The organism is Luteibacter sp. GL_149, assembly GCF_057834065.1.
In genome coordinates, this window is sequence record NZ_CM174395.1 from 902,486 (window position 1) to 916,233 (window position 13,748).

Annotated in this window: 13 protein-coding genes; 7 read left to right on the forward strand and 6 right to left on the reverse strand. The window is 60.1% G+C overall.

Translation table 11 applies throughout. The annotated features are described in order from the left end of the window. Positions 1–81 precede the first annotated feature (81 nt). Positions 82–735: a maleylacetoacetate isomerase gene (gene maiA, locus AC3IR3_RS04045; protein WP_489195734.1), complete on the forward strand. Its 654-nt coding sequence runs from the start codon at positions 82–84 to the stop codon at positions 733–735. Positions 736–832: 97 nt separating this feature from the next. On the opposite strand, the gene AC3IR3_RS04050 is transcribed toward maiA, so the two are convergent. Further along, positions 833–1,942 carry a PilT/PilU family type 4a pilus ATPase gene (locus tag AC3IR3_RS04050; protein WP_165973511.1) on the reverse strand — a complete coding sequence of 370 codons (1,110 nt, stop codon included), beginning with the start codon at positions 1,940–1,942 and terminating at the stop codon, positions 833–835. Between the two features lie 109 nt (positions 1,943–2,051). On the opposite strand from AC3IR3_RS04050, the gene AC3IR3_RS04055 reads away from it, so the two are divergent. From AC3IR3_RS04055 to AC3IR3_RS04080, 6 genes are all read left to right on the forward strand, one after another. Then, a complete protein-coding gene (locus tag AC3IR3_RS04055) occupies positions 2,052–2,582 on the forward strand; it encodes a DUF4398 domain-containing protein (RefSeq protein ID WP_489195735.1) in 531 nt (176 codons plus the stop codon). After that, the gene (locus AC3IR3_RS04060) at positions 2,582–3,205 is read left to right on the forward strand and encodes a hypothetical protein (protein WP_489195736.1); all 624 of its coding nucleotides are present in this window, start codon (positions 2,582–2,584) and stop codon (positions 3,203–3,205) included. The genes AC3IR3_RS04055 and AC3IR3_RS04060 overlap by 1 nt, the downstream gene beginning before the upstream one ends. A gap of 423 nt (positions 3,206–3,628) precedes the next feature. Continuing rightward, positions 3,629–3,853, forward strand: a complete 225-nt coding sequence (locus tag AC3IR3_RS04065) for an HP1242/YdcH family protein (protein ID WP_489195737.1) — start codon at positions 3,629–3,631, stop codon at positions 3,851–3,853. Between the two features lie 219 nt (positions 3,854–4,072). Further along, complete coding sequence (locus AC3IR3_RS04070; RefSeq protein ID WP_489195738.1) at positions 4,073–5,443, forward strand: pyridoxal-phosphate dependent enzyme; 1,371 nt, start codon at positions 4,073–4,075, stop codon at positions 5,441–5,443. Positions 5,444–5,459: 16 nt separating this feature from the next. Continuing rightward, complete coding sequence (gene glmS, locus AC3IR3_RS04075; protein ID WP_489195739.1) at positions 5,460–7,289, forward strand: glutamine--fructose-6-phosphate transaminase (isomerizing); 1,830 nt, start codon at positions 5,460–5,462, stop codon at positions 7,287–7,289. 140 nt (positions 7,290–7,429) lie between these two features. After that, positions 7,430–8,776, forward strand: a complete 1,347-nt coding sequence (locus tag AC3IR3_RS04080) for a phosphohexomutase domain-containing protein (RefSeq protein WP_489195740.1) — start codon at positions 7,430–7,432, stop codon at positions 8,774–8,776. A gap of 45 nt (positions 8,777–8,821) precedes the next feature. Here AC3IR3_RS04080 and AC3IR3_RS04085 read toward each other — a convergent pair whose 3' ends face one another. Genes AC3IR3_RS04085 through rfbB form a run of 5 tightly spaced genes read right to left on the reverse strand, consistent with a single transcriptional unit; the run spans position 8,822 to position 13,682 of the window. Beyond that, positions 8,822–10,234 (reverse strand): mannose-1-phosphate guanylyltransferase/mannose-6-phosphate isomerase, encoded by a 1,413-nt coding sequence (locus AC3IR3_RS04085; RefSeq protein ID WP_489195741.1) that lies wholly within the window; start codon positions 10,232–10,234, stop codon positions 8,822–8,824. Positions 10,235–10,241: 7 nt separating this feature from the next. After that, positions 10,242–11,177: a dTDP-4-dehydrorhamnose reductase gene (gene rfbD / locus AC3IR3_RS04090; RefSeq protein WP_489195742.1), complete on the reverse strand. Its 936-nt coding sequence runs from the start codon at positions 11,175–11,177 to the stop codon at positions 10,242–10,244. Further along, the gene (gene rfbC, locus AC3IR3_RS04095) at positions 11,174–11,731 is read right to left on the reverse strand and encodes a dTDP-4-dehydrorhamnose 3,5-epimerase (RefSeq protein WP_489195743.1); all 558 of its coding nucleotides are present in this window, start codon (positions 11,729–11,731) and stop codon (positions 11,174–11,176) included. Before rfbC ends, rfbD begins: the two co-directional genes overlap by 4 nt. After that, the gene (gene rfbA / locus AC3IR3_RS04100; RefSeq protein ID WP_489195744.1) at positions 11,728–12,615 is read right to left on the reverse strand and encodes a glucose-1-phosphate thymidylyltransferase RfbA; all 888 of its coding nucleotides are present in this window, start codon (positions 12,613–12,615) and stop codon (positions 11,728–11,730) included. Before rfbA ends, rfbC begins: the two co-directional genes overlap by 4 nt. Beyond that, the gene (rfbB, locus tag AC3IR3_RS04105; RefSeq protein WP_489195745.1) at positions 12,612–13,682 is read right to left on the reverse strand and encodes a dTDP-glucose 4,6-dehydratase; all 1,071 of its coding nucleotides are present in this window, start codon (positions 13,680–13,682) and stop codon (positions 12,612–12,614) included. Before rfbB ends, rfbA begins: the two co-directional genes overlap by 4 nt. Between the last annotated feature and the right edge of the window lie 66 nt (positions 13,683–13,748).

Consider the following 13,748-nt stretch of genomic DNA (forward strand, 5'->3'; position numbering starts at 1 on the left):
GAAAGGCGCCTATTGTCCGGGGCGCGGGCGTGACGGCGCAATGCAGGCGCTAGAATCCGGTGCTTTCCACGGGAGACAAGCATGACTTCCTCGCTCGTTCTGTACAGCTACTGGCGCTCCAGCGCGGCCTATCGCGTGCGTATCGCGCTGAATCTGAAAGGATTGCCATACCAGCTTGTGCCCGTGCATCTCATCGAGGGCGGCGGCCGGCAGCATGCTCCCGACTATCGCGAGCTTTCTCCTCAGGAACAGTTGCCCACGCTGGTCGATGGCACGCTGGTCGTCCGGCAGTCGATGACGATCATGGAGTACCTGGACGAGCGCTATCCCGAAAGCCCGTTGATGCCGGAAGACATCGAGGGCAGGGCGCGCGTGCGCGAACTGATGCAGGTCATTGCATGCGACGTGCATCCGCTGGGGAATCTTCGCGTGCTGCAGGCGCTGGAGAAGGACTTTGGTGCCGGCCCGGAGCAGAAGGCGGCCTGGTCCCGGCACTGGATCGCGCTGGGCCTCAAAGGCTTCGAAGCATTGCTGGCGCGTGGGCCGACCGGGCGGTTCTGCCATGGCGATACGCCGACGCTGGCGGATGCGTGTCTGGTTCCGCAGGTTTACAACGCGGTGCGCTGGCGCGTGCCGCTGGACGATTGTCCGGCGATCCGCCGCATCGTCGAGGCTTGCGCCGAGATACCGGCATTCGTGGATGCCGCACCAGAGGCTCAGCGGGACGCCCAGTAGGCGATGCATGTCTTCATCGCTTCGTAGGTCATCGCGCGCCTGCGTGCGATGACCCGGTTGCCTCACGCTGATTGGCGCCCCAACGCGAGCGCCACCATCAAACCCCGATGCCGTACGGATCGCTCGAGGCGAACTCGCTGCCGGTCGAGCCTTCCGACAGGCGGATCTTCAGGGCGAGACCATCGCGCGAATCCGCTTTGTTCAGTGTTTCGTCGAGGGTGATCTGGCCTTCCCTGTACAGGCGATACAGCGACTGGTCGAAGGTCTGCATACCTTCCTGCAGGCTGCGGTCCATGGCTTCCTTCACCTCGTGTATCTGGCCGCGACGGATCATGTCGCGGATCAGCGGTGTGTTCAGCAGGACTTCGGTAGCCGGCATGCGGTGGCCGTCCTTGCCCAGCACAAGACGCTGGCTGATGACCGCGCGCAGATTGAGCGCCAGGTTCATCAGGACGTTCTTGTGGTTCGCCTCGGGGAAGAAGTTGAGGATGCGCTCGAGGGTCTGGTCCGCATTGTTGGAATGCAGCGTCGCCAGGCAGAGGTGACCGGTTTCCGAGAACGCGATCGCCGCTTCCATCGTTTCGGTATCGCGGATTTCGCCGATCATGATCACATCTGGCGCTTCGCGCATGGCGTTCTTCAGCGCCTCGGCATAGCTATGGGTATCCAGGCCCACCTCGCGCTGGTTCACGATCGACCGCTTGTGCCGGTGCAGGTATTCGATCGGGTCTTCGACCGTCAGGATGTGACCCGAACTGTTCTGGTTGCGATGATCGAGCATGGCCGCCAGAGTGGTCGACTTGCCCGAACCCGTGGCACCCACGACGAGGATGAGGCCGCGAGGTTCCATGACCAGGTCGCGAAAGATCGACGGGAGCTTCAGCTCTTCGAGCGACGGAATTTCGCTCTTGATCGCGCGGATGACCATGCCGATCTCGCCGCGCTGCTTGAACACGTTGATACGGAAGCGGCCGGCTTCCTTGACGGCCAGTGCCATGTTCAGTTCGAGATCGCGCTCGAATTGGGGGACCTGGCCTTCGTCCATGAGGGAATAGGCGATCTTCTTGACCATGCCGCTGGGCAGACCGGTGTTGCCCAGCGGGTAGAGCTTGCCCTCGACCTTGATGTTCACAGGGGCGCCCGTCGTCAGGAACATATCCGACGCGCCCTTGTCGACCATCAACTTGAGGAAATAACCGATATCCACCTAACCCCCCAGAGATTCGCATTACAATCGAGGCAGAAGGCCCAAGCCTTTGCCGAGCTTCGGCCTACTTTATCGACAATATCTCGCAAATCTGTAAAAGGAACGAGTGATGGTGCACAACTTGCCGTCGAAACCCCATGAGATCGTCCTCCGGCTAGCCGCCGTGGCCGCTCTGGGGTTCGTTATCGCCACTCTGGCAGGGTGCGCAAGCACCCCGCCACCCGACGGTGCCCTGAACCAGGCCCAGGCCCAGTTGCAGGCCGCGCGCGACGCTGGCGCCGCCGACTACGCCCCTGTCGACCTGGATTACGCACAGAGCCGCTTCCAGCAAGCCCAGGCCGCCATGGCCTCCCGTAAGTACGAGGTAGCTGCCACGCTGTCCGACGAATCCCGTGCCGACAGCGAGCTGGCGCGGGCCAAGGCCCGTCTGGGTGCCGCCCGCGCTCAGAACCAGTCCAAGAGTCAGGAAAACGCGCGGATGCGCGTCGAAATGATCGATAACCACGCCAATGACACCGTGCCGATTCCGACCAATGTGCAGGAAACGGAATCCGTGTTGCCCGAACCGGCCGCCGAAGGCGCCCCCCCGGTCGGCGGCCAGACCCAGCCCTTGCGCGACGACAATCAGGGAGGCCACTGATGAAGCGCTTTACCATCGTTTTTTCGGCACTCGTCCTGGCGTTCGCGGCAGGCAATGCCTTCGCGAAGAAAGACGACCTGGATGTGCGTCGCCTCACGTCCAGCCTCGATCAGCTGTCCAGCGATCCGGCCCTTGGCGGTTTTGCCCAGGCGGAGCAGGCGCGGGCCCGTGAGGCTATCGGCCAGCTATCCGGGGTTCCTTCCAAGGAGCGGCCGCACTACCTGTACATCGCCGAACGCCGCGTCGACATCGCCAGGGCCATGGCCCAGTTACAGGAAGCGCAGAACAAATCGGCCCAGCTCGATCGCGAGCACGACTCGATCCTGCTGGAAGCCAGCCGCCTCGACGCCGAAATGGCCCGCCGCCAGCTCGAACAGCAGCGAATGCAGAACCAGATGATCACCGAGGAAGCCGCACGCCTGCAGCAGCAGGGCGTGGAGTACTCGCAGGCGCTGGATCAGGCCAAGGCCGAGGGCGACAAGGCCCGCAAGCTGGCCGAGGCCCAGGCTCGCGTCGCCAACGCCGCCAAGAAGCAGGCGGCATTGGCCGAGCAGGCCGCACGCGCGATGCGCGACGCCAACTCGCCGGACACGGCCGCTCCGGTCAAGAAGCCGAAGAAGTAAGCCCGCGGCCCGGTTTACAGAAGCGCGATCCTGCGAAGCGAAACAGGCGCCCGTGCGAATAACGCGGGCGCTTTTTTGGCGTATCGGCGATCGTCCACGCCACCTTGCGCAGGGATCGCGCTCAAGCGCGCTCCTGCATGGGTGTCGACATAAGTTGCTGGTTTAACGGTAATTTATCGCTCGATTGACTGATTGTCGCACTAGGCCGGGCGCCCTTGCGCGCCCCCTTCAAGCGGAGTAGCTTCGATCTCCCCGTCACGAGAATTCCACGTGACGGGCTTGCCGGAGCGAAGCGTACGTTCATCGAGCCAACCGCGCCTCCCAGTCACCCGTCCCGCCCTTTGGCGAGATCCGTGCGCGCATCGCTCCCGAACGAAGAGGGTCACGGCTCCCGTGCCCCGGACTACCCGCGAGGAGATCGATATGTTCGAAAACCAGCAGCGTGACGACGTCGAAGCATTCATGAAGTCCGACGTGGATTTTCGTCAACTCTACTATCGCCATAAGGAACTCGACAGCAAGGTACACGACGCCGACATCGGCGTGCTGCCTGTCGATGATTCTTCGCTCAAGGCGATGAAAAACGAGAAGCTGCAGGCAAAGACGCGACTCCAGCGAATGTGGGACTGGCGACATCGATCGCATTGATCGGTAAGCCGAGAATCAGGCAAGACGGCGGGTACGGGAACGTATCCGCCGTTTTTTTGTCTTGCTTGATGGCGGGCGGGAAGGGCTAAGCCATTCGTTGTCGGCCGTCGGGCCGGGAGGCTTCCGGGCGGCGCAACCATTATCATGGGCGTCCGCGACCGGAACTTTCCGGTTGCAATCAGGCGTCGCAAAGGCGGCGCGTCACACGACGGAGTTCAGATGAGCGTTTACGACAGCGTCCTCGAGTTGATCGGTCGCACCCCGATGGTGCGCGCCCAGCGTCTGGACGCAGGCTGTTGCGAACTGTTCCTGAAGCTCGAGAGCACGAATCCCGGTGGATCGATCAAGGATCGCATCGGCATGTCGATGATCGAGGGGGCCGAACGTGCCGGAAAGATCAAACCCGGCGACACCCTGGTGGAAGGTACGGCAGGCAATACTGGCCTGGGGCTGGCGCTTGTCGCGCAGCAGAAGGGCTACCGCCTGATCCTCGTGGTGCCGGACAAGATGAGTCGCGAAAAGATCTTCAACCTGAAGGCCATGGGCGCCGAGGTCCTGCTGACCCGGTCGGACGTCGCCAAGGGGCACCCCGAGTACTACCAGGACATGGCCGAGCGCATCGCTCGCGAAACGCCGGGGGCGTACTTCATCAACCAGTTCGGTAATCCAGACAACCCGCTGGCGCACGCCCAGACGACCGGTCCGGAAATCCTGGATCAACTGGACGGCAAGGTCGACGCGATCGTCGTCGGCTGTGGATCGTCCGGCACGATGAGTGGGCTGACCGCGTATCTCAACGAACATTCGCCGGGCACGGAAATCGTTCTTGCCGATCCGGTCGGTTCGATCCTTGCGCAGTACATCAACGAAGGCGTGCTCTCGGAGAAGTCCGGTAGCTGGATGGTCGAGGGCATCGGGGAAGACTTCCTGCCGTCGATCAGCGACTTCTCGCGCGTGAAGAAGGCTTACGCGATCAGCGACAAGGAGAGTTTCCTCGCCGCACGCGAACTGCTGGCGAAGGAAGGCGTGCTGGGCGGTTCGTCGACGGGCACGCTGCTCGCCGCGGCGTTGAAGTACTGCCGCGAACAGACGACACCCAAGCGCGTGGTCACGCTGGTATGCGATACCGGCAACAAGTATCTGTCGAAGATGTACAACGATTACTGGATGCTCGACAACGGCTTCATCGAACGCGAACGTTTCGGCGATCTGCGCGATCTGATCCTGCGTCCTTACGCACAGCGCGACACCGTCGTGGTGAAGCCGGACGATATGCTCATCACCGCCTATAACCGCATGAAGCTGTACGACGTATCCCAGCTGCCGGTCATGGAGGGCGATCGCATCGTAGGTATCCTCGACGAGTCCGACGTTCTGTTGCACGTGCACTCCGACGAAACGCGGTTCCGCGACCCCGTTTCCACAGCCATGATCGCGTCGCCCGAAATGCTTCAGGTGACCTCGTCGATTGAGGCCCTGTTACCCGTTTTCGAGAAAGGTCATGTCGCCATCGTTGTCGACGACGACCAGTTCCTCGGTCTTATCACCCGTATCGACCTGCTGAATTATCTGCGTCGCAAGGTCAACTGAACCAAAGGAGCAAACTATGTGTGGAATTGTTGCCGCTGTTGCGCAGCGCGATATCGCACCGATCCTGATCGCTGGTCTCAAGGCCCTTGAGTATCGTGGCTATGATTCCGCAGGGCTCGCCATCGTCGGCGACGGTACGATCCGGCGTGTTCGTGCCAAAGGAAAAGTGCGCGAGATGGAGGCTCTTTACGACGCCGATCCGGTTCCGGGCGGGACGGGTATCGCTCATACACGCTGGGCGACGCACGGTGTGCCCAATGAAGCGAATGCGCATCCCCATGTGCAGGGTCGCATCGCAATTGTGCATAACGGCATTATCGAAAATTATGCGAGCTTGCGCGAAACGCTCAAGGCCAAGGGGCGTGTATTCAACTCGGAGACCGATACCGAGGTGATGGGCGCGTTGATCGACGAGCATGTTTCGACGGGTAAGTCCTTGCGTCAAGCGGTACTGGCGGCTGTGCGCGAACTGGAAGGTGCGTATGCCATTGCTGTCGTCAGTCTGGATGAGCCGGGTCGTATCGTAGGTGCGCGCCGTGGATGCCCTCTGCTCGTCGGTATCGGTATTGGCGAGCATTTCCTTGGGTCCGATGCTCAGGCGCTCATCAAGGTTACAAACCGCATGATGTACCTTGAGGAAGACGACGTCGTGGAGATCACCCGCGAAAGCGTGCAGGTATTCACGCTGGATGGTCAACCGGTGGATCGTGCTGCGCATGAGAGCGAGTTATCGGCCGACGCGGTCGAACGTGGCGAATACCGTCACTACATGCAGAAAGAAATCTTCGAACAGCCGCGTGCCGTTGCGGACACGCTTGAAGGGCGCATCGGTCCGAGTGGCGTGCTACCCAATATTTTTGGAATCGACGCCGATCCGGTACTCGATCGTACGAAGCAGATCCATATCGTGGCCTGCGGCACGAGTTATCACGCCGGCATGGTCGCCAAGTACTGGATCGAAGAGCTGGCACGACTCCCCGTCGTCGTGGAAGTGGCGAGCGAATACCGTTACCGCGATGTTGTCGTCCCCGAAGACACCTTGTTCGTTGCCGTGTCGCAATCGGGCGAAACCGCCGACACGCTTGCCGCGATGCGCGAATCGCGTCGTCGGGGTTATCTCGCCACGTTCGCGATCTGTAATGTTCCCGAATCGTCGGTCGTACGCGAGTCCGATCTTCGCCTAATGACGCGTGCGGGCCCGGAAATCGGGGTTGCTTCGACGAAGGCATTCACCACGCAGCTGGCGGCATTTGCACTACTTGCACTCGATCTTGGGCGCCGCCGTGGCCTGGATCATGCCCGTTACCTGAAGCTGTGCAAGGAGCTTCAGTCTCTGCCGCGCTTCATCGAATCCGCACTGCGCATCGAGCCCCAGATCGAAGAATTGGCCGAGCATTTCATCCTGAAACACAACGCCCTGTTCCTCGGCCGTGGCGTGCAGTATCCGGTTGCGCTGGAAGGCTCGCTGAAGCTCAAGGAAATCTCGTATATCCATGCCGAGGCTTACCCGGCCGGCGAGCTGAAGCACGGCCCGCTGGCGCTGGTGGACGAGGACATGCCGATCGTCGCGGTAGCACCCAATGGCCCCTTGCTCGACAAGCTGAAGTCCAATCTTCAGGAAGTCCGTGCGCGTGGTGGCGAACTGTTCGTCTTCGCCGACGAGCATGCGGAGATGGACGACACGATAGAACAGGGCGTGATGGTGCGGCTGGAGTCGGGTGGCGAGTTCATCTCGCCGGCGGTATTCACTATCCCTCTGCAACTGCTTTCGTATCACGTGGCCGTGATGCGCGGCACCGATGTGGACCAGCCGCGGAATCTGGCGAAGTCGGTGACTGTGGAGTAGGCGACGGCGGGGCTCCTGCGCTGGCCATTCGCATGCCGGTCAGTATGGGCCTCTCCGGTGACCATGGGACTTGAGTCGCGCTGGTCGGTCGCGGAAACTGGCGAGCCATACGACTTTCGCTGTTGTTGAAGGAACAAAAAATGAAGTGCTTCAAGGCCTATGACATTCGCGGTCGTCTTCCAGATGAGCTGAACGAAGATGTCGCTTACCGCATCGGCCGTGCGTTCGCTGGCACGGTCGATGGTGGAAGCGTAGTTATCGGTTACGACATCCGTCTGGACAGTCCGTCGCTGGCGGCTGCAGTGTCTCGCGGTCTGACTGACGGCGGTCGCGATGTGATCGATATCGGTCTCGGCGGTACGGAAGAGGTGTATTTTCAGACGGCTCACCGCAAAGCCGCAGGCGGCATCATGGTGACCGCCAGTCATAATCCCATCGACTACAACGGCATGAAACTTGTGCGCGCGGGCGCGCGGCCGATCAGTGGCGATACGGGTTTGCGCGAGATCGAACGTCAGGTCGAGACGAATGACTTTGGGCTCGCATCAGCGACCAAGGGCGCGATCGTTCAGGATCATGACAAGTCTGCCTATATCGAACATCTGCTGGGTTATATCGACCTGGGTGCCCTGAAACCACTACGGATCGTAGTGAATGCAGGCAACGGCGGCGCGGGTGCGATCGTCGACCTGTTACAGCCGCATCTCCCGTTTGAGTTCGTCCACGTGAATCACGAGCCGGACGGCAGCTTTCCGAATGGCATTCCCAATCCACTGCTACCGGAAAATCGGGACGCTACTTCGAAAGCCGTCATCGACTCCGGCGCCGACTTTGGTATTGCATGGGATGGCGACTTCGATCGCTGCTTTCTTTTCGATGCGGCGGGTAAGTTCATCGAGGGGTATTACATCGTCGGACTGCTCGGTGCGCAGCTTCTTGAAAAGCATCCGGGTGCGAAGGTCATCCATGATCCGCGCCTGACCTGGAACACCATCGACATGGTGGAGCAGGCGGGTGGCGTCGCAGTGGAAAGCAAAACCGGTCACGCTTTCATTAAGGAGCGTATGCGCGCTGAAGATGCCGTTTACGGCGGTGAGATGAGCGCACATCATTACTTCCGCGAGTTCGCTTATTGCGACTCGGGAATGATCCCCTGGCTGCTGGTCGCCGAGCGCGTCTGCAGGACCAGAACGCCCCTGGCCAGGATGCTAGACGAACGCATGGCAGCTTATCCATGTAGTGGCGAGATCAATTTCACTGTCGACGATGCGGCAAAGGTCGTTGCGAAAGTGATGACTTTTTATAAGTCGAAGAATCCAGCGATTGAGAGCATGGATGGCATTAGCGCGGACTTTGGTTCCTGGCGCTTCAATCTGCGATCATCCAATACCGAGCCACTGCTGCGTCTGAATATCGAGACGCGTGCCGATAAGGTATTGCTCGATGCTAAGACGAAAGAGATTAGCGCACTTATTGCTGGCAAATAGAGAAAGGGCCCCGGTGGGGCCCTTTCTCTGTTATGCGGAATCGGTTCAGGCGCGGCCGTAGACGTCGTCGAATCGGATGATGTCATCTTCGCCGAGGTAGCTTCCAGATTGCACCTCGATGAGTTCGACCGGCAGTTTGCCGGGATTCCGCAGGCGATGCTTGCTACCGAGAGGAATAAACGTGCTCTGGTTCTCCGCGAGGAGGAAGACCTTATCGTCGCACGTGACTTCAGCTACGCCGGACACGACGATCCAATGTTCGGCGCGATGGTGGTGCATCTGAAGGCTGAGAGATGCGCCGGGCTTGACCACAATGCGTTTCACCTGGAAACGATCGCTGGCTTCGAGAGAGTCATAACTCCCCCAAGGACGACGTACGACGCGATGCAGTTCGTGCTCGCTGCGTGCGGCGGTCTTTAACTGGTCGACAACGCGCTTTACGTCCTGCGATGCGTCACGCCGAGCGACGAGCGTGGCGTCCGGAGTGGTGACGACAACGACATCGGTCAGTCCTACGGTTGCCACGAGATGACGGTCATGCGAGCGGATGAAAGAGCCGGTAGTGCCGACGCTAATGACATCGCCTTCGTGATGATTGCCGTCGCCATCCTTGCTGGCCGCGAGCCACAGTGCATCCCACGAGCCGATGTCGCTCCAGCCGCAGCTGACGGGAACCACAGCGGCGCGCTGGGTGCGCTCCATGACAGCATAGTCGATCGAGTTGCTTTGAGCGGTCGAGAAAGCCTCGGCGTCGATTCGCACGAAGTCGAGATCGGTATTTGCACGCGTGTAGGCCGTACGTGCGGCTTCGACCATAGCTGGTGCGTGGATGGTCAGTTCTTCCAGATAACGAGCGGCGCTGAACAAAAACATGCCGGAGTTCCAGTCGTACGTCCCGGCTTCGAGGTAACCTTGTGCTGTCGATGCATCGGGTTTCTCGACAAACTCGCCGACCTTGTAGATACCGTCGCCCAGATCATCCGCGCGTTTGATGTACCCAAAACCGGTTTCAGCCCGATCCGGGCGAATTCCAAAAGTTACCAGCCAGCCAGCAAGCGCCGCCTTTTCCGCAGTTTTGACCGCTGCGATAAATGCGTCGCTATCCGCTATCAGGTGGTCGGCTGGCAATACAAGGATCAATGCGTCGGGCGAATAGTCCATTGCCCTGAGCGCGCCAAGGGCGATCGCTGGCGCCGTATTCCGGGCGACGGGTTCGAGCAGGATGCTTGCGCCTTCGACACCCATCTCCTGAAGCTGCTCGGCGACGAGGAAACGGTGATCCTCGGCTGCGACGACAATGGGTGCCGCGGCGTCGACGAGATTGGCCGCGCGCGCGACCGTTTGCTGGAATAGCGTCAGGTTGCCCGCGAGGGTAAGGAACTGCTTAGGCAGGTTTTTGCGGGAGACCGGCCAGAGTCGAGTGCCGCTGCCGCCGCTGAGAATGAGTGGGATCAACATGGTCGGATCATGCCGTATGGATTGAGAGGTCGTTCATAACGCTATCGAGCCCTTGCTTCCAGTCGGGAAGCGAAAACCCGAAGGTCTGGGCAAATCGTCGATTGTCGAGAACGGAATAGGCAGGGCGAGCGGCCGGCGTAGGGAAATCGGCGGTAGTTATGGGTTCGATATGGGGGGATCGGGCGATCAGCCCACGTTGTGCCGCATGCGAGAGGATTTCAGACGCAAAGCCATGCCACGTGGTAGCACCGCTCGATACAAGATGATAAGTGCCTTGCAGGATTTCCCTGTCGACCGGCGTCGCAGCCGTCCATCGATCCAGTGCCACCAGCGTACCGGCGACTATCAGCTTCGTGTCGGTTGGAGCACCGTGTTGATCGGCTACCACACGGAGTTCGTCGCGCTCGCTACCGAGACGCAGCATCGTCCTCAGGAAGTTCGCCCCATGCGCGGCGTAAACCCACGCGGTGCGGAAGATGAGATGCGCGGTGCCACTGGCGCGTAGGGCGAGTTCGCCCGCGAGCTTACTTCGGCCATAAGCACCAAGAGGCGTGGTCGGAGCATCGTCCGCATATGGCACTGTACTCAGGCCATTGAATACGTAGTCGGTTGAGAAATGAATTACCAGCGTGTCATGTGCCGCTGCCCAGGTACCCAGTACGCCCAGCGCCTCACCATTCACTTGCGTGGCAACGTCTTCTTCGTTCTCGGCACGGTCTACGGCCGTGTAAGCTGCAGCGTTTACGATAACCGAGGGTCGGACACGTTCGAGTAACTCTATCAGGCTACTGGGATCGCTCAGGTCGGCGATTTCTCCCCTGGTCCCATCGATCAGATGTCCATCGCGGCTGGCCGAGGTGAGGGTACCTCGACGCGCCAGGCCTCCGTCGGCGATGAACGTCTGGCCGAGCTGACCGTTTGCTCCGAGAAGCAACACGTTCAACGTGCGAACTCCGGCAGACGCGCGACGGGGACATCCGCAAGCATGGGAGCGGCCGCATCCTTTTCGGAGAGCAGTGGCGCGTGTACCGGCCAGTCGACGCCTATGGCGGGATCGTCCCAGCGTATGCCCGCATCCGTTGTTCGGTCGTAAAGTGCGGTGCACTGGTACGAAAACGTCGCGTAGTCGGAAACGACGCAGAAGCCATGCGCGAATCCTTCGGGAATCCAGAAATGTCTATGGTTTTCGGCTGTGAGCATCACCGCGGTCCAGCGCCCGAAGGTTGGTGAGCCATGGCGGATGTCGACGGCAACATCGTAAACCTCACCTTCGAGAACGCTGACAAGCTTTCCCTGTGGATTCGGCCATTGGTAGTGAAGTCCGCGGAGTACCCCGCGAGCGGAGCGGGATACGTTCGACTGGACAAATTGCCGGTCGATGCCTGCTTCCCGGTACTTCGCTTCGTTGTAGCTTTCGTAGAAAAAGCCTCGCGAATCACCGAACACTTGTGGTTCGATGACGATCGCGCCCGGTAGTTCAGTTTGAACGAACTTCATTCAACGTGCCCTTGTTCGATCAGTGCCTTCAGGTATTGGCCGTACCCGGTTTTTGCAAGCGGAGCGGCGAGGCGCAATAGTTGTTCCGCATCGATCCAGTCATTGAGGAAAGCAATTTCCTCCGGACAGCACACTTTTAAGCCTTGTCGATTTTCGATGGTCTGGACATAGTTGCCAGCTTCCATCAAGGATTCGTGTGTCCCCGTGTCGAGCCACGCGTATCCGCGCCCAAGCTGTTCCAGGTGAAGGCTCTGGTCGTCGAGGTAGCAGCGGTTCAAGTCCGTGATTTCGAGTTCACCGCGAGCCGATGGGCGCAGGTCCGCTGCAAAGTCGCTGGCGCGACCATCGTAAAAATACAGACCGGTGACCGCGTAGTGCGATTTAGGTTTGGCTGGTTTTTCCTCAAGCCCGATCACGTGTCCCACCGCATCGAATTCGGCCACTCCGTAGCGCTCCGGATCCCGTACCCAGTATCCGAATACGGTCGCGCCTCGTTTGCGCGCCGCCGCGCGCTTCAGTCGTTCGGTAAGTCCTACGCCATAAAAGATGTTGTCGCCCAGTACAAGGCAGCTCGGGGAACCGTCGAGAAAGGCACGACCAATCAGGAAGGCTTGGGCCAGGCCGTCGGGCGACGGTTGTACGGCATAGGTAATGTTGATACCCCATTGCGACCCGTCGCCCAGCAGGTGCTGGAACAGCGCTTGCTCGTGTGGCGTATTGATGACGAGGATATCGCGGATGCCAGCGAGCATGAGCGTTGCGAGCGGATAGTAGATCATGGGCTTGTCGTAGACAGGCAGAAGTTGCTTGCTAACTGCTTGCGTTACGGGATACAGACGCGTGCCCGAGCCTCCGGCGAGGATGATTCCCTTGGTCGTGCTCATGCGCCCAGACGCTCCATACGATAGCTACCGTCGAGGACACGGCTTATCCATGCTTGATTCTGCAGATACCAGTTCACAGTGTCGGCGATACCCGTTTCGAAGGTGTGGGTTGGTTGCCAGCCCAGTTCGCGCTGAAGTTTGCTCGAATCGATCGCGTAGCGGCGATCATGTCCAGGCCGGTCCTTGACGTATGTGATCAGCGATTCGCGTCGAACGCCACTGGGAAGTGCCTTATTGCTGTCCAGGATCGCGCAGATTGATCGGACGACTTCAATGTTTTCGCGCTCTGCGTTGCCGCCCACGTTGTAGGTTTCGCCAACGCGACCTGACTCGAGGACGCGTCTGATTGCCAGGCAATGGTCGGTTACGTGGAGCCAGTCGCGCACGTTGCGCCCGTCTCCGTAAACCGGCAGGGGCTCGCCAGCGAGAGCCTTCTGGATGACTAGGGGAATCAACTTCTCGGGGAACTGGTAAGGGCCGTAGTTGTTCGAGCAATTCGTCGTGAGAACCGGCAAACCGTAGGTATGGTGGAACGCCCGGACCAGGTGGTCCGAGGAAGCTTTGGATGCGGAGTAGGGGGAGTTTGGAGCGTAAGGGGTTTCTTCCGTGAACTTACCCTCGCTGCCAAGTGAGCCGAACACTTCGTCGGTCGACACATGCAGGAAGCGGAAGCCCGCTTTTTTCTCCGCGTCGAGCGCGCGCCAATGGTCGCGAGTCCCCTCCAGCAGGCCCAGGGTACCAACGACGTTGGTTTCCACGAAGGCGGCGGGGCCGTCGATTGAACGGTCTACGTGCGACTCGGCGGCGAAGTTTACTACCGCGTCCGGTTTATGCTCGGAAAGCAATCGGGCGATGAGCGACCGGTCGCCGATATCGCCTTGCACGAAGTGATGGCGCGGATTATCGGCCAGAGAGGAAAGTGTGTCGGGGTTTCCGGCGTACGTCAGTTTGTCCAGATTTACGACCGTGAGCCCGTCGGATACGGCCCCCAGTACGAAATTGGCTCCGATGAAGCCCGCGCCTCCGGTGACAAGTATTGTTTTCGGTCCAGTGCCCTGGCTGATCATCGGTGCGGTTCCCTCTACGCGTTCTGAATGGGGCGGGCCGGGGTTGGACTCGCCGTTTGGGGGGCA